We start from the raw sequence: 20,284 nt of genomic DNA on the forward strand, positions 1-20,284 counted from the left end.
CCGGACGTGCGTTCCGCACAGAGCCCGGACCGCCTACAACGCGGCTGCGGCGTCGCGGACCTTGACCATAGTGCGGAGGTTCCGTGTGGTGGTGGAAGCCTTGTACTTCGGCTTCGAGGAGAGTTTGCTGAACGGGCTGTCCAGGGTGCCCCCGGCGGGGGCGAGCCACGCCATGGCCTCCGGTCCGAGCCGGGTCAGCTCCGTTCCGTCCAGCGCACTGCCGGCCTCATTCAGTTCCGACAGCACGTCGGTGTCCGAGGCGAGGGTGAGGTAGGTGTGGGTGGACGCGTCGTCGGCAGGGTAGGGGCATGCCTCGACAAGTTCGGCCACGCGGGCGGCGGTCAGCACCACCACCCAGGCGTCATAGCCGAAAGTCTCCCGGAGGCAGGCCTCGAATTCCTGCTTGACGCCGGCAGGATCCAGACCGCTGGCCAGCACCACGTTGCCGCTGGCCAGGAGGGTCTTCACCCCGGCGAACGGCCGGGACTTCAGGGCTTCCTTGAGATCGGCCATCTTAATGTTGATGCCGCCCACATTGATGCCCCGCAGGAACACCGCATAGCTCTTCATGCGCACAGCCTAGCCGTAGGGGCCGTCGCTGTGTTCAAGGTCCAAGGGGTCAGTCGTTGGTCTTGCGGAGCGCTTCGGTCAGGACACGGCCCGCGTTGCAGACCACCTCGGCGTGCAGGCGCCCGGGCTGGCGGGTCAGGCGCTCGATTGGACCTGAGATCGACACGGCGGCGATCACCCGGCCGGACGGTCCGCGGACGGGGGCCGAAACGGAGGCGACCCCGGGCTCGCGTTCGCCGAGGCTCTGACCCCAGCCCCGCCGTCGTACGCCCGCCAGAACCGTGGGAGTGAAGCGGGCGGACTGGAGGCCTTCCAGGAGCCGGTCATGGTCTTCCCAGGCCAGCAGCACCTGGGCGGCGGAGCCGGCCTTCATGGAGAGCTGGGTGCCGACGGGGATGGTGTCGCGGAGGCCGATCGGGCGCTCGGCGGAGGCCACGCAGACACGCCAGTCGCCCTGGCGGCGGAAAATCTGCGCGCTTTCGCCGGTGGCGTCGCGCAATTGCATGAGCACCGGCCCGGCGGAGGCGATGAGCCGGTCCTCGCCGGCGGCGGAGGCCAGCTCCACGAGGCGGCTGCCGAGCACGAACCTGCCCTGGATGTCCCGACTCACCAAGCGGTGGTGGACCAGCGCCAAGGCAAGCCGGTGCACGGTGGGCCGTGCCAACCCGGTGGCTGCAACGAGCTGCGCCAGGGTGGTGGGGCCAGCCTCAAGTGCGTCAAGCACATGGGCCGCTTTATCGATGACACCGACTCCACTAGAATTGTCCATGTAATGATATTGCCGTCTCAATATCTGAGATGCAAATCATTCGGCTGGCGTATTACACGGCAGTGCTGATTCAGTGGAGACAACCAACCAATTGCAGTGAAGGGAGAAGGCCGTGGCAAAGACACTGGCCGAGAAAGTCTGGGACGCGCACGTGGTGCGCAAGGGGGATGGCGAAGGAGCCAACGCCCAGCCCGACCTTCTCTTCATCGACCTCCACCTGGTGCACGAGGTCACGTCCCCGCAGGCATTTGAAGGCCTGCGCCTGGCGGGCCGCAAGCTGCGCCGGCCGGACCTCACCATCGCCACGGAAGACCACAACACTCCCACGCTGGACATCGACAAGCCAATCGCCGATCTGACCAGCCGGACCCAGATCCAGACCCTGCGCAACAACTGCCAGGAGTTCGGCGTCCGCCTGCACTCGCTCGGCGACGCCGAACAGGGGATCGTCCACGTGGTGGGACCGCAGCTGGGCCTCACCCAGCCCGGCATGACCGTAGTCTGCGGCGACTCGCACACCTCCACGCACGGCGCGTTCGGCGCGCTGGCGATGGGCATCGGCACCTCCGAGGTGGAGCATGTCATGGCCACCCAGACGCTCTCGCTGAAGCCGTTCAAGACCATGGCCATCAACGTCGAGGGCACGCTGCGGCCCGGCGTGTCCGCCAAGGACATCATCCTGGCCGTCATCGCCAAGATCGGCACCGGCGGCGGCCAGGGCTACGTGCTGGAGTACCGCGGTTCCGCGATCCGCGCGCTGTCCATGGAAGCCCGGATGACCATCTGCAACATGTCCATCGAAGCCGGCGCGCGCGCCGGACTGGTCGCCCCGGACCAGACCACCTATGACTACATGTACGGCCGCCCGCATGCGCCCCAGGGCCCCGAGTGGGATGCCGCCGTCGGATACTGGAACACCCTGCGCACCGACGACGGCGCCACGTTCGACGTCGAGGTGGACCTCGACGCCGACACCCTGGAACCGTTCGTGACCTGGGGGACCAACCCCGGCCAGGGCGTGTCCCTGTCCGCCAAGGTGCCCTCGCCCGAGGACTTCGGCGACGAGAACGCCAAGGCCGCCGCCGAACGCGCGCTGCAGTACATGGGCCTCGAGGCCGGCACCCCGATGAAGGACATCCGGGTGGACACCGTTTTCCTGGGCTCCTGCACCAACTCCAGGATGGAGGACCTCCGCGCCGCCGCGGACATCATCCGCGGTCGCACCAAGGACCCGAACATCCGGATGCTCGTCGTCCCGGGCTCGGCACGCGTCCGGCTTGAGGCCGAGGCCGAGGGCCTGGACCGGGTCTTCAAGGACTTCGGGGCGGAATGGCGCTTCGCCGGCTGCTCCATGTGCCTGGGCATGAACCCGGACCAGCTGGAACCGGGGGAGCGCTGCGCCTCCACGTCCAACCGCAACTTCGAGGGACGCCAGGGCAAGGGCGGCCGCACCCACCTGGTCTCGCCGGTGGTGGCCGCGGCCACCGCCGTGCGCGGCACCCTGAGCTCGCCGTCGGATCTGGAGCCCGCCCCGGAGCCCGCAGCCATCCGCATCGACGCAGCCTAGCTCCCGACAGCCCCGATCCACACAGCCTAGAAGGATCCGCCATGGAAAAGTTCACCACCCACACCGGAATCGGCGTCCCGCTGCGCCAGAGCAACGTCGACACGGACCAGATCATCCCCGCCGTCTACCTCAAGCGCATCACCCGCACCGGCTTCGAGGACGCCCTGTTCGCTGCCTGGCGCAAGGATCCGGCCTTCATCCTGAACCAGGCGCCGTTCAACGCCGGCTCCGTGCTGGTGGCCGGCCCCGACTTCGGCACCGGTTCGTCCAGGGAACACGCCGTCTGGGCGCTGAAGGACTACGGCTTCAAGACCGTGCTGTCCTCGCGCTTCGCGGACATCTTCCGCGGCAACTCCGGCAAGCAGGGCCTGCTCGCCGCCGAACTGGCCCAGGATGACATCGAGCTCATCTGGAAGGAGCTGGAAAGCGCGCCCGGCACCGAGGTCACGGTTGACCTTGTCTCCAAGACAGTGCAGTGCGCCAACATCGTGGCACCGTTCGAGATTGACGACTACACGCGATGGCGCCTGCTCGAAGGCCTGGACGACATCGGGCTGACCCTCAAGCACGAGGAAGACATCACCGCCTTCGAGGCCACCAGACCCGCCTTCCTGCCCAAGACGCTGCCCGCCCGGCTGTCCTGAGGCACCAGGTCTCCTGAAGACGTTCCCGAAAGGCAGAGTGCCGCCGTCGAGTCCCATGACCCGACGGCGGCACTTTGTATTTGTCGGCGAAGCCAAAGTGAAGTTTGGTCGGGCGCAGCTGCGTGTCAGGCGGCTGACTGCTTCGTCAGACGGGGCCGTTTAAGGGTCTTGGCCCGGTGCCGGAGTTCCCTGCTGCGGCGCCCGGCTCCGCTCTCAGTCGCGTCAGGAAGCTGCCCGGAGTGTCCCGTGTAGCCCGTTCCCGGCAGCGGCGGCGCGGTGGACTGGTAGCTGTGACCGGTGGGGGTCGTGAGCTCGAGGGCGTGCCGCGGGCCGGGGCGTGGCTGTGCGGCCCAGCCGGGGGTTTCCTTGGTGTGGTTACAGCCTTCGCAGAGACCGGCTCCGTTACCTCGGCTGGTGGCGGCGCCGTCGTGCCAGGGGACGATGTGGTCCAGGTGGCGGATCGGGGCGTCGCAATACGGGGTGCGGCAAGTATCGTCCCTGGCCTGGATGAACCGGCGCAGCCCGGACGGGAAGAGGCGGGCACGGGAGTCCATGCCGACCAGCTCTCCGCTGCCGGGGGCGGTGTAGAGCCGCCGAAGCCAGATGGTGAAGGCGGGATCTCCGGCGTCCTCATCCCTGATTGCGTTCCGGGCCCAGCCGGCGGGGACGATGGCATAGCCGGGGAGGCGGGCGGGTTCGCTGTCGCCCTGGAAGAGCGTGCGGTCGGTCATGACGAGCTGGATTTCAATACTCGTGATCCCGCCGGGTGTGCCGGTGATGCGTTCGACCAGGTCATCGGCCATGATCTGGCCGCGGGAGCGGGTATCCCCGTCGGATCGGAGGGTGTCGGCGTGGCGGGTGAGGGCGGCGTGGACGGCCACCCCTTCGCGGACCGGCAGCAGGGCGGTCAGGTAACACATGGTGTCCGGGGCCGGTCGGAGGCTAACGTGCCGCTCGGTGGCGGCGTGGGCGGCGCGGTCCGTGACGGAGCGGGGATCGAGGCGGTAGGCGGCGGACCGGGCCGCGGCGATGATGGTCCGGTCCCCGGCCCCGGCCAGCGCCCCGGTATCGGCGGCGAGCTGTTCATCGACGGCGCACCGGTCCGCCGCGCACAGGCACGCCGTTTCCTTCACGATCAGGGTCGCACGCCATTCGTTGAGCTGTCCGGTGTTCAGGGCGGCCAAAGTGTGCGGCATTTCCGTCACCAGGGCTTTCGCGAGACCCAGGAGCCGGCCGCCGCGGGCCGGGGATTCGCGCCGGGCCAGCGCGATCTGCGCGCCGATGCCATGGCCCAGTTCATCCGCGGGCACGCCGGTCGACTTCTGCGCGCGGCGCTGGGCGGCATCGAAAGCGACGGCGACGCGGGCCTGGAAGGCGGCGGCGGCGGACTTCAGATCCTCCGCGTCCCGCAGTTGGTCGATCAGCCCGGCGCTCTCAATGCAGGGGCGCTGGGCGGCCAGGGACCTGATCATATCCCTGACGGACGCGTCGCCGCGTTGCGCTGCTGCCGGAGCCTGCCCCGGCTCCCGATTTCCGTCCATAATGAGAGTCTTTCAGGGACCTACGACATTATTGACGGAAATGGTCGCGCCCGAGTAGATCCCGCCCGTGGCACGCCCTCCGCTAGCGGATGACGGTTGACGTTGGTGCGGAGGTCCTGGAGGCCGTGGTGTAGCCGGATTTTTCTGCCTGTTGCGCGAACGGTGATGGTCTTTCCGGCGTCGGTGGCTGTGAGTTTGTAGGTGCTCATGGTGGCGGCGGCGATCGCGACGCCGGACCGGTACTACTGGTAGCTGAGTGTCACGGGGGATGGTGCCCAGGTCCCCAAAGCGGCGGTGAGCGTGCATCCGACCTTGGTGGTGCCCGAAATGGTGGGTGTGGGCGCCGTCAGCGTGCCCGCCGTGATCGCGGCCGTTGGCGCGGAGGTTCTGGATGCCGTGGTGTAGCCGCTCCTTCTGCCCGTTACGCGGACCGTGATGGTCTTGCCGGAGTCGGTGGCTGTGAGTTTGTAGGTGCTCATGGTGGCGGCGGTGATCGCGACGCCGGACCGGTACCACTGGTAGCTGAGTGTCACAGGGGCTGGCGACCAGGTTCCCGGGACGGCGGTGAGGGTCCTTCCGACCTTCGTGGTGCCCGAAACCGTAGGGGTGGGCGCTGGTGCAAGAGCAGGCGTTGCCGTCACGTTCAGGGTGGCGAGGGTCTGGAAGCCGGTGGAGTCGTTGCCGAGTGTGTCGCTCAGGGGATAGAGCGTCACGTTCCAGGGGCCCGTGGCTGAGCCCTGCGGGATGGTCATGGAGCGTTCCCAGGTGCCGTCTTTCGCGGTGCCGGAGATCAGGGTCATGGCCCCGAAGCCCTGGCTTTGCCCGGTGGCGTCGTTGCCGAGGGTAACTACGGGTTCGCTGGCGCCGGTCTGGTCGGTGAGCCGGAGGGTGACTTTGACGGTTGCCGGGCCGGTGGCGATGTTCAGGGACTTCGGCGTCACGGTTGAGCTGACAAGCACAGGCCCGGCCACATCCGAGGCTGCGCCAGCGATCGGCGCGGTGACCAGTGAAAGTGTTGTGAGGATCGCCAGACAGAATGTAATCAAAGCGATGGCAGTTCTAGATGTCATGTTGGTGATTACCAACGTGCCCCCAGGCTCGTGCGGCGTAACGGCCGCAATAGTTGCGTCCGAGAGTGACGGACTTCGTGGTTGTAGCGGTCAGGGGGAGACCTCTCTGCCTCCGCCGTTATCGCAACACGCCGCCGAGCTACGTGGACGCGGCCACCGCCACCGATCAAATGCCCTGTTGAGGGAAGCGGGACGCCAAGTAAACCCACGCATATTTCAGATCGGTAACCCTAGCTCCTATGCTTAGCTGGAGCCTTTGTAAGGATTTGGGGGCGAGTAGTCGTGAGGAAACCGGTAAATGAGTAGTGTTCTGACAATCCGCGGAGGCGTCCCGCTGACAGGCCGCGTCATCGTTCGCGGGGCCAAGAATCTTGTCCCCAAGGCGATGGTTGCTGCCCTGCTGGGCAATGAGCCGTCCGTGCTGCGCAACGTCCCCGAGATCAAGGACGTCGAGGTTGTCACCAGCCTGCTCCAGCTCCATGGCGTCACAGTCGATAAGGACCCCGTCACCGGGGACCTGACCCTTGACCCGAAGGGCGCCAAGACCGCCTCCAGCACCGCGATCGACGCGCACGCCGGCGATTCCCGCATCCCGATCCTGCTGTGCGGGCCGCTGATCCACGCCATCGGCGAGGCCTTCATCCCGGACCTCGGCGGCTGCAAGATCGGAGACCGGCCGATTGACTACCACCTCAATGTCCTGCGCCAGTTCGGTGCCGTGGTGGAAAAGCGCCCCGGCGGCATCCACATCTCCGCGCCCGGCGGGCTCAAGGGCGCCAAGATCGCCCTGCCTTATCCGTCCGTCGGAGCGACGGAGCAAGTGCTGCTGAGTGCCACACGGGCCGACGGCATCACCGAGCTCTCCGGCGCGGCGACCGAGCCCGAAATCGTGGACCTCATTGCCGTGCTGCAGAAGATGGGCGCGATCATCAGCGTCCAGACCGACCGCACCATCAGGATCGAAGGCGTCCAGGACCTCGGCGGCTACAACCACCGTGCCCTCTCCGACCGCAATGAATCGGCCTCCTGGGCCTCCGCGGCGCTGGTCACCCGCGGCGACATCTTCGTTGAAGGCGCCACCCAGCGCGACATGATGACGTTCCTGAACACCTACCGAAAGGTGGGCGGCGGAATGGATATCGGCGACGACGGCATCCGCTTCTACCACCGCGGCGGCAAGCTCAATCCGCTGGTCCTCGAAACGGACGTGCACCCCGGCTTCATGACCGACTGGCAGCAGCCGCTTATCGTGGCTCTGACCCAGGCCGAGGGCGTCTCGATCGTCCACGAGACCGTCTACGAGAACCGCTTCGGGTTCACCGAAGCCCTGATCCGGATGGGCGCCAACATCCAGGTCCATCGCGAATGCCTCGGCAGCGTGCCGTGCCGCTTCGGCCAGCGCAACTTCCTGCATTCCGCCGTGATTTCCGGACCCACGCAGCTGAAGGGTACCGACATCCACGTGCCGGACCTGCGCGGAGGCTTCAGCCACCTGATCGCGGCCCTGGCGGCCACCGGCACCTCACGGGTCACCGGAATCGACATCATCAACCGCGGTTACGAGCGCTTTACTGAAAAGCTCGCCGGCCTGGGCGCTGACTTCGACATCACCTCAGCCAAGTAGCGGGCGCCCCTGTGAAGGAAACGGCCAAGAGCCACATCACTTTTGTCATTGTTGCCGGGATCGTCCGGCCCGTGATGAACCTGCTGATGAACAAGAAGTGGGAGGGCCTCGACAAGCTGCCGGCGGGGGGGTTCATCGCCACGCCCAACCACTGCACCGAGATCGACCCGCTGGTGGTGGGGCACATGCTCTACAACAAGAAGCGGATGCCGCACTTCCTGGCCAAGGGCGGACTCTTCAAGACCCCGGTGGTCGGCGCCGTGCTGCGCGCCGCGAAGCAGATCCCCGTGGAGCGCTCTTCCGTGGGGGCCAACCGTTCACTCCAGCTCGCCAGGGAGATCGTCAGCGAGGGCGGGGCGATCGTCATCTACCCCGAGGGGACCCTGACCCGCGATCCTGAGCTGTGGCCGATGAAGGGGCACACCGGCGCAGCCCGGATGGCGCTGGAGAGCGGCATCCCGGTGGTCCCCATGGCCCACTGGGGAGCCCATGAGGTCTTTCCGCGCTATTCCAAGCGGTTCCACGTCTTCCCGCGCAGGACGTCCCGGCTGGTGGTCGGGGATCCAGTGGACCTGAGCGCCTTCGCCGGCCGGCCGCTGGACAAAGCAACGCTTACCGAGGCCACGAGCGTCATCATGGACGCCATCACCGGCCTACTCGCCACCTTGCGCGGCGAGCCGGCGCCGGCGCAGCGGTGGGACCCCGCGGCGCACAACCAATCCGCACACGGCCGCTTCATCAAGCGCGGCGGGGCTGGCGGCGCCGCCGGAGGCAAAGCCGCCCCTGATGGCAGAACAGACGGCGGTACACCAAACGAATCAGACGAGAATATTGGGGACAGTTCCAAATGACGATTAATCTTGAACGAGGATCATCTGCGGGTCAGGTGGCCGTCCTGGGGGCAGGCTCCTGGGGGACCACCTTCGCGAAGATCGTCGCCGACGCCGCTACCGCCTCCGGCGTCGAACGCAGCATTCGCCTGTGGGGCCGGCGCGCGGAGGTCGTGGACCAGATCAATGCGCTGCATCGGAACGAGCAGTACCTCAACGGCATCCCGCTGCCACCCAGCATTACCGCCTCGACCGACGTCGCCGAGGTCCTGGCGGGCGCTGAACTGGTCATAGTCGCTGTCCCCGCGCAGACCCTGCGGCCGCAACTGCGGGAGTTGAAGAACCTGCTGGCTCCCGGCGCCCTGGTGGTGTCCCTCATGAAGGGCCTCGAACTGCATTCTGACGCCCGGATGAGCGAAGTCATCTGCGAGGAGCTGGGGATCCCCGCCAACCGGGTCGCGGTGGTGTCCGGCCCCAACCTGGCCATGGAGATCGCACGCGAAGAGCCCACCGCCTCCGTCGTGGCATGTTCCGACGCCGAGGCGGCAGCCTGGATCGCCCGGAGCTGCACCGCGCCGTACTTCCGCCCCTACACCACTACCGATGTGATCGGCGTCGAAATCGGCGGCATCGTAAAGAACGTCATTGCCCTGGCTGTCGGCATCTGCGAAGGCAAGAAGATGGGTGACAACACCAAGGCCTCGGTCATCACGCGCGGCTTGGCCGAGACGTCCCGGCTCACGCTCGCCCTGGGCGGGGAAGCCCGGACCATGTCAGGGCTGGCCGGCCTGGGTGACCTCGTGGCCACATGCTCCTCGCCGCTGTCCCGGAACCACACCGCCGGCCGGCTGCTGGGGAAGGGCCTCACCCTCGAGCAGGTCACTTCCGAGATGAAGCAAACGGCCGAGGGGATCAAATCCAGCCAGGCCGTGCACGAACTGGCGGGCAAACTCGGCGTCGAGATGCCCATCACGGCGGCCGTCGTCGCCGTGCTGGCCGGAAAACTGTCCGTAGACGAACTGGGTCCCCTGCTGCTGGCCCGGGACCTGAAACCCGAAGGCGGTTACTGAGCGTGTCAGAAAACAACGTGGCCACAGAAGGCCGCACGGGCCAGTCCAGGCCCCGCGTGGCAGTGCTGTTCGGCGGCCGCTCCAGCGAGCACGCGGTCAGCTGCGTGACGGCCGCCGGCGTTCTTGGGGCGATCGACAAGGACAAGTACGAGGTGATCCCCATCGGGATCGCCAAGACCGGCCAGTGGGTGCTGGCCTCCGGCGACACCAAGGAGTGGTCGCTGTCGGCGTCCGCGCTGCCGGAAGTGGCGCCGTCGGCGCAGACCGTGACGCTGGCGGAGATCGGCGGCGACCACCAGCTGATCGTGGCGTCCCCCAACCAGGTTCCGCAGGAGCTCGGCTCCGTGGACGTCGTCTTCCCGCTGCTGCACGGGCCGTTCGGGGAGGACGGGACCATCCAAGGATTCCTGGAGCTCTCCGACACCCGCTACGTCGGTGCCGGCGTGCTGGCGTCCGCCGTCGGCATGGACAAGCACTTCATGAAGGTGGTCTTTGAATCGGCCGGGCTCCGCGTTGGGCCGTACATCGCCGTGACCGACCGGCAGTGGCTCAAAGATCCCGAGCTGGTCCGCAAGCGCGTGGACCAGCTCGGCTTCCCGGTGTTCGTAAAGCCGGCCCGGGCAGGATCCTCCATGGGCATCTCCAAGGTGGACTCGCTCGAGGGCCTGGACGCCGCGATCGCGGCCGCCCGCGAGCACGACCCCAAGCTCGTCATCGAGGCCGGCATCACGGGACGCGAGATTGAATGCGCCGTGCTGGAAGGCCGGGGGACCGACGCTCCCCGGACGTCCATGCCCGGCGAGATTTCCGTGGCCGGCGGCGGGCATGAGTTCTATGACTTCAACGCCAAGTATGTGGAGGACGACGCCGCCGCGCTGAGCTGCCCGGCCGACCTCCCCGAGGAGGCAATCGCCCGGGTCCGGGAGCTTGCCGCCGTCGCCTTCGACGCCGTTGGCGCCGAAGGTCTGAGCCGGGTCGACTTCTTCTTCACGCCCGAGGGCGAACTGATCATCAACGAAATCAACACCATGCCCGGGTTCACGCCCAAGAGCATGTATCCGCAGATGTGGGCCGCCTCCGGCCTGGGGTACGCGGAGCTGATCGACGAGCTGATCTATCTGGCACTGCACCGCAAGACCGGCCTGCGCTAGGGGCGGGTGGGGAGCGAGACCCCTATTTGCTGGACGGCAGGTTCTGCAGGTCTTCCTGGCCCACGCAGTTCCGCGTCGCCTTGATCTTCAGTGCGGAGGCGGAGAGGTCCGCCAACACGGTGGCCGAGCTGATCTTATTCGGGTCCATCAGGATCTCGGTGGCCGGTTCACGTCCGAACGTGGTCAGCGTCCACACGGGGTCGCCTTCCTTGATGACCCAGTCGACGCCGTTCACACTGACGCAGCGGTCCGTGGTGGGTCCCGGGACGTTGACGCCGCAGCGCAGGATCACGAGGGACGGATCGCCCCACGCCGCCGTCGCCTGCGCGTTGGTCTTCCGCACCTTGGCGTCGCCGATTGCATCCGGCAGCGCCAGCATCATCGGCGCGCAGGCCGCGTTTGCCGCGTCCTTCGCGGGTGTGACGTCCACGACTGGCGAGCACGCCGTGAGGGCAAGGCCCGCAACTGAGGCAACGGCCACAGCTAGCGGCAGACGCGCGGAAGCAAGGCGACGGAAACGGTGCATGCTTCCAGCCTATCCCGGCCTGCGGGGCGCTGCCGCAACGCGCTCGGCTCTCCCTAGCACCCGAATATGAACAACCTGTGACGTAGCGTCGAGTACACTGGGAACCCGCGCACCTCTGGGGCTCTGCCGACAGCGACGTTAGTGATGGCCAGACCGCGCACACTTGATCTAATCTCGTACCTGGGGGAGGGACTGTCGATGACGTCGTGCAGCCGAAAATTGAAATCAGCACGCGCCGGGCTGGGGGCACTGCTCCTTGCCGCCTCGGTCATGGGAACGGCTACTGCCGCCCATGCTGACGATTTGGTGCTTCCTAGCCCCTTGGCAACTTTGATCACACCCACTCCGACACCCGATCCGGTTCCCGCACCCGATCCGGTGGTTCCTGCACCCGATCCGGTGGTTCCTGCACCCGATCCGGTGGTTCCTGCACCCGATCCGGTGGTTCCTGCACCCGATCCGGTGGTTCCTGCACCCGATCCGGCGCTTCCTGCACCCGATCCGGTGGTTCCTGCACCCGATCCGGCGCTTCCTGCACCCGATCCGGCGCTTCCCGCACCCGATCCTGCGCTTCCTGCACCCGCTCCGGACGTGCCCGCGGCTCCCGAGACTCAGGCCCCTGCCCCCGGCAACCCGGCTCCTGAACTCGTCGTGCCGCCAGCACTGGCGCCCGCGGTCCAGGCCCCCGCAGCCGAGCCTGCTGACGGTGAAACGAGCGACGAAGCAACCACCGAGACGCCGTCCCCATCGGTTACGCCGGAACCCGCGCAATCAACGGCACCCGCGGTTATTGCCACCCCGTCTGAGCCTCCCTTGATGGTGAAGACCCAAATCCAGGCGGCTGTGGCGGTAGCGACAGGCAGTCCGCTCGCGGTGCAAGTGCTTGTTGTGCTGGGACTGCTGGCGGCAGGCTTTGCCTACTTCCGGTTCCTCGATGGGAAGACCCATCGCACTTCCGCCAAGGCCGGAAAGTAATCCACAACGATGCAACATGAAGTCGTTGGTGACCCGGAAGCCTCCGGTGCGGACGGTCTGCGCATAACGCTACTGACCCACTCTTACTGGCCGGAGCAGAGCCCTCCGCAGCGCCGCTGGACGGCCATGATCAAGGAGTTTTCCCGCTCAGGCTGGGACGTCGACGTCGTGACACCGATTGCGCACTACCCCTTCGGCCGGCGGGCCCTCCCTCGGCGGATGGCCGGGAGGCCGTTCCAGCTGCAAAAGGGCCAGTTCACCGAGATGATTCTCCGTGTGCCCTACCTGCGGCACGGCAACTCCCGTGCCGCACGCCTGCTGGACCAGTGCTATTCGGCCGTGCTGTCGATCCCGGCCGGAATGCTCGTCCGGAAGCCCGACGTCGTGATTGTCACTGCCCCCGGACTGCCCTCCCTTGCCGCCGGCTACGTCCTGGCCAAGCTGCGCGGCGTGCCGCTGATCGTGGAAATGCGGGACGCGTGGCCGGACCTCGCCCGTGACGCCCGCCTCGTTCAGGGAAGCGTCAAGAGCGTGGTGGAACGCGTGGTGGACTTCGTGCAGCACCGGGCCGACCTCGTGGTCACGGTGACCGAGGGATTCGCGGCAACGTTGCGATCGCGCGGTATCCGCAACGTGGCAACCGTCAGCAACGGCGTGCATCTGGACGCCATCCCGGTCCTGGACGCCCCGGAACTGGAACGGCCCATCTTTGAGGCCCTGTACCTCGGAAACCACGGGGAGAGCCAGCGGCTGGATGTGGCCATCCGGGCAAGTGCCTTGGTGGGGGATTCGATGCATCTTCACATGGTGGGCCACGGCACGCAGCGGCCGGTGCTGGAGAAACTTGCCCGCGAACTGAAGGCCCCGGTCACCTTTCACGCGCCCCTGAGCGGGGATGCCATGATGGCGCGCTACGCTTCGGCCGATACCTGCCTGGTGTCGCTGCGCGATGACTGGAAGTCCTTCGAGACCACGGTTCCGTCCAAGACCTATGAGGTCCTGGCCGTCGGCCGGCACGTGACGGCCGTCGTGCGTGGCGAGGCGGCGCGCATTATTGCCGACGCCGAGGCCGGGGACATCGTTGCCAGCGATCCGGAGGCACTGGCCGCTTTGTGGCGCGAGCTCGCCGCTGACCGTGGCCGGCTTGTCCGGAACGATGACAGCCGCCAGTGGGTCAAGACACACGCCGAGTATGAGCAGTTGGCCGGCCGCTACATGGAGCTGATTTCCGAACTTCTTGGCAGAGGCCGCTCCTAGCAGATGATTCAGTTCTTCAAGAATGCGCGGCTCGCCGCGGGCGTCATCAGCCAGCACCTCAGTGATGACCCCTTCGTCCTGTACCTCCAGGTCGCGCGCCGGCTGCCCGCCGTCGTCCGTCCGCTGGGCCGCCTTGCCAGCGCTGTTCTGCCAAAAAGCTCCTTCGCCGTACCTGCGTTGCTCGGCTCGCTGAGCAACGGGGACGACGCCGACGTCACCCGCCGCCTCCAGCTTGCCGTCCGCCGGCACGTCAAGGGGGAGCAGGCGCGCCGTCTTGCCGATATCGCCCTGTCCGCCGGGCTTCCTGAGCTCTCGGACACCTTGTTGGCCGCGGCATCAGCAGCGCCCGGCCTCAAATCCGCCCGGGCCCGCAGGCTGTGGCATGACGGAAACATGAGCGGCGCCGTTGCGGCGCTTGACGGCTCCGGCGCGGCCGGACTGCGGCAGCAGGCACGGCTTGCCGGCGAGGTGGCCGTCTTCGCAGGTGCCGCACCGTCGCTGCGCCGGCAGGACTTCACCCCGGTTCCGGGCAGGGTCCTCTATTTGCTGACGAATTCCCTTCCGCACACGGCCAGCGGCTACGCCCAGCGTTCCCATTCCGTCATGGTGGCCCAGCAACAGGAGGGCTGGGACGTGCTGGCTGTCACGCGGCTGGCCTATCCGGTCCAGGTGGGCAAGTTCCTGGCGCGTGCCACCGACGTCGTGGACGGCGTCCGCTACCGGCGCCTGCTCCCGGCCAAGCTGGCGCCGACGATGGATGCACGGCTGCAGCAACAGGCCGAGGAACTGCTCCGGGTGGCGCTGGAGTTTAAGCCAAGCGTGCTCCATACCACCACGCACTTTGTCAACGGACTGGTGGTCCGGGCCGTGGCCGACGCGCTGGGGATCCCCTGGGTGTACGAAGTCCGCGGTCAACTGGCGGACACCTGGGCCTCCACACGGGGTCCAGAGGCCCGTAACAGTGAAAAGTACCGGCTGTTCCAGGAACGGGAAACCGAGATCATGCGGGAAGCTGACCTCGTAGTGACGCTGGGGCAGGCCATGAAAGCCAACATCGTTACGGCGGGCATCCCGGAGGCGAAAGTCATCATCGCCCCGAACGCCGTGGGCGGGGGGTTCCTCGACGAGCCGCTGGATGCTGCCAGCGCGCGCGGCGAACTGGGCCTCGAAAGAGATGGCCAGTACATAGGCACCGTCAGCAGTTTGGTAGCATATGAGGGGATCGACGACCTCGTTGAGGCGTTTGAGTTGCTCGCACCGAAGCATCCCGATCTACGTCTGCTGATTGTGGGTGACGGCGTGTCCAAGCCCCTACTACAGGTACAGGCACGCCAGAGCGGCTTTGGCGACCGCATCATCTTTACGGGCCGGGTGCCCCAGGACCGGGCAGTACGCTACCATCAGTCGCTGGACGTCTTTGTTGTTCCCCGCAAGGACCTCGAAGTCACCCGTTCGGTGACCCCCCTCAAACCGGTGGAGGCACTGGCGTGTGCCCGGCCGGTGGTGGCGAGTAATCTGCCGGCACTGTCCGAGATCATCGAGGACGGTGTAAATGGGATTGTTGTTCCAGCCGAAGCGCCGGCACAGCTTGCAGCGGCCTTGGCAACTGTTCTCGCTGACGGGACGCTCAGGGCATCAATGGGACTAGCGGGCCGGGTCCGTGTCCTGAACACGAGGACCTGGGCTGCGAACGCCCAAGCCCTCGCAGCGGCTTACAGGAAGCTGCACCATGACCATTGAGGAGAACCAGCTAGTGTCCGCAGAAACGGAAATAGAACCGGACCAGACGGCCGTCCAGCCCCTGTCCGTGGACATGCGGAGACTTACACGGGTTGGCTCGCGACCCGGATTTCTTGACTATCTTGTCCGGCTGTGGGACTTCCGGCAGTTTATTTTCTATGATGCCCGAGCGCGCGTGCAGAGTGGGACGCGGCGCGACCGCCTCGGCAGTGCCTGGCTGCTCCTGAATCCTATCTTCAATGGCTTGACCTACTACCTGATTTTCGGGCTGCTTCTGAAGACCAGCAAGGGCATCGAAAACTTCGTGGGCTATCTGGTGGTGGGAATCTTTATTTTCCAGTTCAGCTCGGGAGCGATCACAGCCGGAGCGCGCTCCATCCGCAGCAACAAGTCCGTGGTGCAGGCATTCAATTTTCCGCGTGCGGCACTCCCCATCGGAGCGAACGTCCGTGAGCTGCTCGCGGCTGTGCCGCTGATCCTGGCCATGCTCTTGATTGTGGTTGTGTTGCCTCCTTCGGAGAAAATCACTTGGCTCTGGATTCTCTTGGTGCCGGCCATACTCCTGCAGTCTCTCTTCAATCTAGGCATTGGCCTGATTCTCGCAAGGATGATCTCGCGGGTTCACGACATCACCCATCTGATTCCTTTTGCGATGCGGGCCTGGATGTATGTATCGGCTATTTTCTACACTTATGACCGCTTCGTAACCCAGCCGCAAATATTGGCCGCGATAAAGCTCAATCCCTTGTTCAACGTCATCGACATCGTGCGTGACTGTGTCCTCTATGCCCGGGTTCCCCAATGGCAGTCTTGGGCGATTCTGGCAGCCTGGGCCCTTGGCGCCTTGGCCGTCGGCCTGGTGTATTTCTGGAAAGGGGAGGAATCCTATGGACGCGGGTGAGCAGGAACTGTACATCGAAGGCCACCCCTGCGTGGTGGTGGATAAGGTCCGGATGCGCTATCGGGTGGCATCTACCGAGTCCTCCTCCGACGAGGCCAAGGCCACCGGAGCGCGCTTTCTGCGACGGGCCGTCCAGAAGTCAAACATGGTGACCGTCCAGGCCTTGAATGAGCTGTCCCTGGTGGTGGAGCGGGGTGAGTCGGTCGGAATCATCGGCCGCAACGGTTCCGGAAAAAGCACGCTGATGAAGATCATCAGTGGCCAGTCCAAGCCAACCGGGGGAGCGGTTTACGCTTCCAGCACCCCCATCATGCTGGGAGTCAACGCCGCCCTGGTCCAGGACCTCTCCGGCGATCAGAATGTGATCCTTGGCTGCCTCGCCATGGGGATGAGCCGCTCCGAGGCGGACGAGAAGTTCGCCAGCATCGTGGAACTTTCCGGACTTGAGAAGTCCATTCATTTGCCCATGAAGTCGTACTCCTCCGGTATGGCTTCGCGCCTGCGGTTTGCGATCGCGGCGAGCGTCGATCCCGAGATTCTGTTGGTCGATGAGGCGCTCAACACCGGTGATGCGCAGTTTGCGGATCGGAGCAAATTGCGGATGGCTGAGCTACGGGAAAAGGCGGGCTGCGTTTTCTTGGTCAGCCACAGCCTCGAAACCATCAAAGACATGTGCACGCGGGCTATCTGGCTGGACAAGGGAGATCTGATCATGGACAGTGACCCGGACGTGGCCATCAAGGCATACCAGGATTTCACCCGCCATCTCTCCAAGGGCAATAACATCTCCGCCGCCAAGATTCTCGACGACGCCAAAGCGAACCTGGTGGCTACCGAGGTCCGCGAGCGGTCCTCACGCCGGAGCCGGGGCTGATGCCGGCTCTCCGCGAGATCCGAACCGGACTGTGGCATCTGCGGAGGGGTGGGCCGGCCCAGTTCAAGTCCTGGCGTTCCCGCCAGCGGATCGAACAGGGCTTCGCCGCACCGCGCAATGTGCAGGGCGTGGAAGCGGCGTGGACTGGGCGGGGCCGCAAGCGACGGCTCTCGCTGATGCCGGCGAGCCTGCCGCTGCCGCAACCCACCCGGCCGGATGTACGGGCCGCTGTCATCCTGGACGATTTTTCCGCACTGGCCTTCGGGCACGAGTGGTCCACCAGCCCGGTCCACCCGCAGACCTGGCGAGGCGACCTTGGATCCGGGGCCATTGACCTCTTGTTTGTCGAGTCGGCCTGGGCCGGGAACGCCGGGCTGTGGCGGGGCAAGCTGACGGGTCCCAACGGACCCAGTGACGAGTTCCGCGAGCTGGTCCAGTGGTGCCGGGAGCAGGGGATCCCTACGGTTTTCTGGAACAAGGAAGACCCGCCGCACTACGATGACTTCCTGCCCGCTGCACGGCTGTTTGATCGGGTCTTCACCTCGGATTCCGGTCGAATCGCACAGTACAGGGTGGATCTCGGGCACAATCGCGTCGCTGTGCTTCCGTTCGCGGCCCAGCCAGCCGTCCACAACCCGGTGCGGCCGGTACATGGCCGGCACAAGAGGGACGTTGCCTTCGCAGGAATGTACTTTGCCCACAAGTACCCTGAGCGCCGGGCCCAGATGGACTTCCTCCTCGGCGGCGCGCTGGACGCGTCCGCCAGAATGGGGACGGGTCTGGAGATTTTCTCTCGCCTACTTGGCGGCAACGCCGAGTACCAGTTCCCTGCACCACTGGACTCACGGGTGGTCGGTTCGCTGAGCTACCCCCAGACACTGTCCGCCTACAAGGCCTACAAGGTGTTCCTCAACGTCAACTCGGTAGTGGATTCGCCCAGCATGTGTGCCCGTCGCATTTTTGAGATCTCGGCATCCGGAACGCCGGTGGTCACCGCCCCCAGCCAGGCAATGGGAGAGTTCTTTGCCGCGGCAGCGGTGCCCGTGGCTGCCACCCGCAAGGAAGCCGAACACCTAACTCGGGCGCTGGTTTCCAACCCGGAGTTGAATGACCGCACAGCGCACCTGGCTCAACGCACCATCTGGGCAGCCCACACCTACGCTCACCGGGCCAACACCGTGCTGGAGCACGCCGTGCCGGGAATTGCCGCGGAGGTGAAGAGGCCCTCTGTATCGGTGCTGCTGCCTACCATCAGGCCTGGGAACCTGGAAAGCGTCTTCCGGACCCTGGCGGGACAGCGTGGCGTTGACCCGGAACTGGTGCTGCTCACTCACGGCTTCCGGCTCTCCACCGAACGCTTGGCGGAACTCTCCGATGAGTTCGGGCTCCGGAACGTGGTGCTCCTCGAAGCATCACGGGAAGTCTCGCTGGGGGAGTGTCTCAACATGTGTGTCGCCGCGGCCAGCGGGCAGATCCTCACAAAGATGGACGACGACGACCACTATGGGCCCAACTACCTCAATGACCAGCTTCATGCCTTGTCCTACTCAGGCGCCGACGTCGTGGGGAAGCAGGCGCACTACATGCATCTTGAGACGTCGAACGCGGCGATCCTGCGGTTCGCTGCCAGGGAACATCGGTTCACCGACTTCGTGATGGGACCCACCATCATGGCGCGCAGGGAAGTCTTCACCGACCACCCGTTCCAGCACGTCACCGTCGGCGAGGACACCGGATTTCTCCGTGCCGCCCATGCCGCCGGTAAGATCATCTACTCGGCGGACCGCTTCAATTACTTTCAGGTCCGCAGCGGTGATGGACACACCTGGCAGGTCGAGGATGCGGAACTGCTTGCGTCCGGCGACCTCAAATTCTATGGAAAGTTAAATGAACATGTTGACATCTAGGGCTGCGGAGAACGAGGCCCCGATCAGGACGGTCGCCGTCGTCGGGCTCGGCTACATTGGACTGCCCACGGCGGCCATTCTCGCCACCAACGGTCTCGAGGTGATCGGCGTCGACGTCAATCCGAGCACGGTGGAAGCCATCAACAACGGCGATGTTCCGTTTGTGGAACCTGACTTGGGTATCCATGTCGCGGGCGCGGTGAGCCAGGGCAGGCTCCGGGCTCAACTCGAGACTCCAAGCGCGGATGCCTATATCGTGGCCGTGCCGACGCCGTTCAAGTCAGACAAGTCCGCGGACATGTCCTACATCGCTGCCGCGGCCCGTGCTATCGCCCCGAAGCTGAGTGGCGGCGAGCTGGTGATTCTGGAGTCGACCTCTCCTCCCGGGAGTACACGGCGCCTTGCAGAGCTGATTCTGGGGCTGCGCCCGGACCTCAGCCTCGACGGCCACGACGGCAAGCCTATGCTGCTCGTGGCGCACTGCCCCGAACGGGTGCTGCCGGGCCGGATCATGATTGAGCTGGTCACGAACGACCGTGTGGTGGGCGGTCTCACCCCTGAAGCTGCCGAGGCTGCTGCCGCTCTCTACGGAGTGTTCTGCCAGGGTGAAATCCACCTCACGGACGCTGCAACGGCAGAGATGACCAAGCTCGTGGAGAACGCCTACCGCGACGTCAACATCGCGTTTGCCAACGAGTTGTCCGTCATCAGCGACAACCTGGACATCGACGTGTGGGAACTGATCCGCCTGGCTAATCATCATCCCCGTGTCAACATCCTCCAGCCCGGACCCGGCGTCGGCGGCCACTGCATTGCCGTCGACCCGTGGTTCATTGTGGCTGCCGATCCCGAAAATTCCGCCCTGATCCGGACTGCCCGCGAGGTAAATGACGGCAAGCCCGGCTACATCGTGGACCAGATCCGGAAGGCGGTCAGCGACATCGACCGTCCGGTTATCGCCTGCCTGGGCCTCGCCTTCAAGGCGAATATCGACGACGTCCGGGAATCGCCGGCCATGGAGATCGTCCGGCGCGTGGCCACTCTGCAGCCGGATGCAGAAATTTTTGTCGCGGCACCGCACAAGGATCGTCTGCCCAAGGAACTGACCGCGATTCCCAACATCCGCCTCGTGGAAACAGACACAGCTATAGAGGCCGCCCAGGTAGTGGTGCTGTTGGTCGATCACGACAAGTTCCGTGAGATCGAACCCGCCAGCCTTGAGGGCAAGCGGCTCATTGATACCCGCGGGTTCTGGCGCTGACACCAGA

Annotated in this window: 19 protein-coding genes; 13 read left to right on the forward strand and 6 right to left on the reverse strand. The window is 65.7% G+C overall.

Annotation, left to right across the window (positions count from 1 at the left end):
• Positions 1-33: 33 nt before the first annotated feature.
• Complete coding sequence (locus ACQCSY_RS17560; RefSeq protein WP_427130756.1) at positions 34-570, reverse strand: DUF1697 domain-containing protein; 537 nt, start codon at positions 568-570, stop codon at positions 34-36.
• A 49-nt stretch (positions 571-619) separates the two neighbouring features.
• On the reverse strand, positions 620-1,339 hold the full coding sequence (locus tag ACQCSY_RS17565; protein WP_026266447.1) for an IclR family transcriptional regulator: 720 nt from the start codon (positions 1,337-1,339) through the stop codon (positions 620-622).
• A gap of 112 nt (positions 1,340-1,451) precedes the next feature.
• Here ACQCSY_RS17565 and leuC point away from each other — a divergent pair, with 112 nt between their 5' ends.
• Both leuC and leuD read left to right on the forward strand, forming a co-directional pair.
• A complete protein-coding gene (gene leuC, locus ACQCSY_RS17570) occupies positions 1,452-2,906 on the forward strand; it encodes a 3-isopropylmalate dehydratase large subunit (RefSeq protein ID WP_427130759.1) in 1,455 nt (484 codons plus the stop codon).
• Between the two features lie 41 nt (positions 2,907-2,947).
• Positions 2,948-3,550, forward strand: a complete 603-nt coding sequence (gene leuD / locus ACQCSY_RS17575; RefSeq protein ID WP_427130761.1) for a 3-isopropylmalate dehydratase small subunit — start codon at positions 2,948-2,950, stop codon at positions 3,548-3,550.
• 125 nt (positions 3,551-3,675) lie between these two features.
• Here the strand turns inward: leuD and ACQCSY_RS17580 are convergent, their stop codons facing one another.
• Both ACQCSY_RS17580 and ACQCSY_RS17585 read right to left on the reverse strand, forming a co-directional pair.
• Entirely contained in the window at positions 3,676-5,091 is a 1,416-nt protein-coding gene (locus tag ACQCSY_RS17580; RefSeq protein ID WP_427130763.1) for an HNH endonuclease, read from the reverse strand.
• A gap of 242 nt (positions 5,092-5,333) precedes the next feature.
• The gene (locus ACQCSY_RS17585; protein ID WP_427130765.1) at positions 5,334-6,137 is read right to left on the reverse strand and encodes a hypothetical protein; all 804 of its coding nucleotides are present in this window, start codon (positions 6,135-6,137) and stop codon (positions 5,334-5,336) included.
• Positions 6,138-6,459: 322 nt separating this feature from the next.
• Here ACQCSY_RS17585 and murA point away from each other — a divergent pair, with 322 nt between their 5' ends.
• The 4 genes from murA to ACQCSY_RS17605 are packed head-to-tail and all read left to right on the forward strand — an operon-like array spanning position 6,460 to position 10,836.
• Entirely contained in the window at positions 6,460-7,785 is a 1,326-nt protein-coding gene (murA, locus tag ACQCSY_RS17590; RefSeq protein WP_427130767.1) for a UDP-N-acetylglucosamine 1-carboxyvinyltransferase, read from the forward strand.
• An 11-nt stretch (positions 7,786-7,796) separates the two neighbouring features.
• A complete protein-coding gene (locus ACQCSY_RS17595) occupies positions 7,797-8,636 on the forward strand; it encodes a lysophospholipid acyltransferase family protein (RefSeq protein ID WP_427130769.1) in 840 nt (279 codons plus the stop codon).
• Positions 8,633-9,685: an NAD(P)H-dependent glycerol-3-phosphate dehydrogenase gene (locus ACQCSY_RS17600; protein WP_427130771.1), complete on the forward strand. Its 1,053-nt coding sequence runs from the start codon at positions 8,633-8,635 to the stop codon at positions 9,683-9,685. Before ACQCSY_RS17595 ends, ACQCSY_RS17600 begins: the two co-directional genes overlap by 4 nt.
• Before the next feature lie 2 nt (positions 9,686-9,687).
• Positions 9,688-10,836 carry a D-alanine--D-alanine ligase family protein gene (locus ACQCSY_RS17605; RefSeq protein ID WP_427130773.1) on the forward strand — a complete coding sequence of 383 codons (1,149 nt, stop codon included), beginning with the start codon at positions 9,688-9,690 and terminating at the stop codon, positions 10,834-10,836.
• 22 nt (positions 10,837-10,858) lie between these two features.
• On the opposite strand, the gene ACQCSY_RS17610 is transcribed toward ACQCSY_RS17605, so the two are convergent.
• Both ACQCSY_RS17610 and ACQCSY_RS17615 read right to left on the reverse strand, forming a co-directional pair.
• Positions 10,859-11,362 carry a DUF3515 family protein gene (locus ACQCSY_RS17610; RefSeq protein WP_427130775.1) on the reverse strand — a complete coding sequence of 168 codons (504 nt, stop codon included), beginning with the start codon at positions 11,360-11,362 and terminating at the stop codon, positions 10,859-10,861.
• 334 nt (positions 11,363-11,696) lie between these two features.
• The gene (locus ACQCSY_RS17615) at positions 11,697-11,942 is read right to left on the reverse strand and encodes a hypothetical protein (protein WP_427130777.1); all 246 of its coding nucleotides are present in this window, start codon (positions 11,940-11,942) and stop codon (positions 11,697-11,699) included.
• 236 nt (positions 11,943-12,178) lie between these two features.
• Between ACQCSY_RS17615 and ACQCSY_RS17620 the strand changes: the two genes are divergently transcribed.
• From ACQCSY_RS17620 to wecC, 7 genes are all read left to right on the forward strand, one after another.
• A complete protein-coding gene (locus ACQCSY_RS17620) occupies positions 12,179-12,337 on the forward strand; it encodes a hypothetical protein (RefSeq protein ID WP_427130779.1) in 159 nt (52 codons plus the stop codon).
• Between the two features lie 9 nt (positions 12,338-12,346).
• The gene (locus ACQCSY_RS17625; protein WP_427130781.1) at positions 12,347-13,594 is read left to right on the forward strand and encodes a glycosyltransferase family 4 protein; all 1,248 of its coding nucleotides are present in this window, start codon (positions 12,347-12,349) and stop codon (positions 13,592-13,594) included.
• Positions 13,595-13,597: 3 nt separating this feature from the next.
• On the forward strand, positions 13,598-15,334 hold the full coding sequence (locus ACQCSY_RS17630) for a glycosyltransferase family 4 protein (RefSeq protein ID WP_427130783.1): 1,737 nt from the start codon (positions 13,598-13,600) through the stop codon (positions 15,332-15,334).
• Positions 15,324-16,235 (forward strand): ABC transporter permease, encoded by a 912-nt coding sequence (locus tag ACQCSY_RS17635; RefSeq protein WP_427130785.1) that lies wholly within the window; start codon positions 15,324-15,326, stop codon positions 16,233-16,235. Before ACQCSY_RS17630 ends, ACQCSY_RS17635 begins: the two co-directional genes overlap by 11 nt.
• 145 nt (positions 16,236-16,380) lie before the next feature.
• Positions 16,381-17,109 carry an ABC transporter ATP-binding protein gene (locus tag ACQCSY_RS17640; protein ID WP_427130787.1) on the forward strand — a complete coding sequence of 243 codons (729 nt, stop codon included), beginning with the start codon at positions 16,381-16,383 and terminating at the stop codon, positions 17,107-17,109.
• A complete protein-coding gene (locus ACQCSY_RS17645; RefSeq protein WP_427130788.1) occupies positions 17,109-19,016 on the forward strand; it encodes a glycosyltransferase family protein in 1,908 nt (635 codons plus the stop codon). The genes ACQCSY_RS17640 and ACQCSY_RS17645 overlap by 1 nt, the downstream gene beginning before the upstream one ends.
• Entirely contained in the window at positions 18,997-20,277 is a 1,281-nt protein-coding gene (gene wecC / locus ACQCSY_RS17650; RefSeq protein ID WP_427130789.1) for a UDP-N-acetyl-D-mannosamine dehydrogenase, read from the forward strand. Before ACQCSY_RS17645 ends, wecC begins: the two co-directional genes overlap by 20 nt.
• Positions 20,278-20,284 lie beyond the last annotated feature (7 nt).

Source organism: Pseudarthrobacter sp. S9, from assembly GCF_050156545.1.
GTDB lineage: Bacteria > Actinomycetota > Actinomycetes > Actinomycetales > Micrococcaceae > Arthrobacter.

Excerpts from the sequence above, each read along its gene's own strand:
- ACQCSY_RS17560 (WP_427130756.1), bottom strand. The coding sequence starts at position 570 with ATGAAGAGCTATGCGGTGTTCCTGCGGGGCATCAATGTGGGCGGCATC.
- ACQCSY_RS17565 (WP_026266447.1), bottom strand. The coding sequence starts at position 1,339 with ATGGACAATTCTAGTGGAGTCGGTGTCATCGATAAAGCGGCCCATGTG.
- leuD (WP_427130761.1), top strand. The coding sequence starts at position 2,948 with ATGGAAAAGTTCACCACCCACACCGGAATCGGCGTCCCGCTGCGCCAG.
- ACQCSY_RS17580 (WP_427130763.1), bottom strand. The coding sequence starts at position 5,091 with ATGGACGGAAATCGGGAGCCGGGGCAGGCTCCGGCAGCAGCGCAACGC.
- murA (WP_427130767.1), top strand. The coding sequence starts at position 6,460 with ATGAGTAGTGTTCTGACAATCCGCGGAGGCGTCCCGCTGACAGGCCGC.
- ACQCSY_RS17600 (WP_427130771.1), top strand. The coding sequence starts at position 8,633 with ATGACGATTAATCTTGAACGAGGATCATCTGCGGGTCAGGTGGCCGTC.
- ACQCSY_RS17610 (WP_427130775.1), bottom strand. The coding sequence starts at position 11,362 with ATGCACCGTTTCCGTCGCCTTGCTTCCGCGCGTCTGCCGCTAGCTGTG.
- ACQCSY_RS17620 (WP_427130779.1), top strand. The coding sequence starts at position 12,179 with ATGGTGAAGACCCAAATCCAGGCGGCTGTGGCGGTAGCGACAGGCAGT.
- ACQCSY_RS17625 (WP_427130781.1), top strand. The coding sequence starts at position 12,347 with ATGCAACATGAAGTCGTTGGTGACCCGGAAGCCTCCGGTGCGGACGGT.
- ACQCSY_RS17630 (WP_427130783.1), top strand. The coding sequence starts at position 13,598 with ATGATTCAGTTCTTCAAGAATGCGCGGCTCGCCGCGGGCGTCATCAGC.
- ACQCSY_RS17635 (WP_427130785.1), top strand. The coding sequence starts at position 15,324 with ATGACCATTGAGGAGAACCAGCTAGTGTCCGCAGAAACGGAAATAGAA.
- ACQCSY_RS17640 (WP_427130787.1), top strand. The coding sequence starts at position 16,381 with ATGGTGACCGTCCAGGCCTTGAATGAGCTGTCCCTGGTGGTGGAGCGG.
- ACQCSY_RS17645 (WP_427130788.1), top strand. The coding sequence starts at position 17,109 with ATGCCGGCTCTCCGCGAGATCCGAACCGGACTGTGGCATCTGCGGAGG.
- wecC (WP_427130789.1), top strand. The coding sequence starts at position 18,997 with ATGAACATGTTGACATCTAGGGCTGCGGAGAACGAGGCCCCGATCAGG.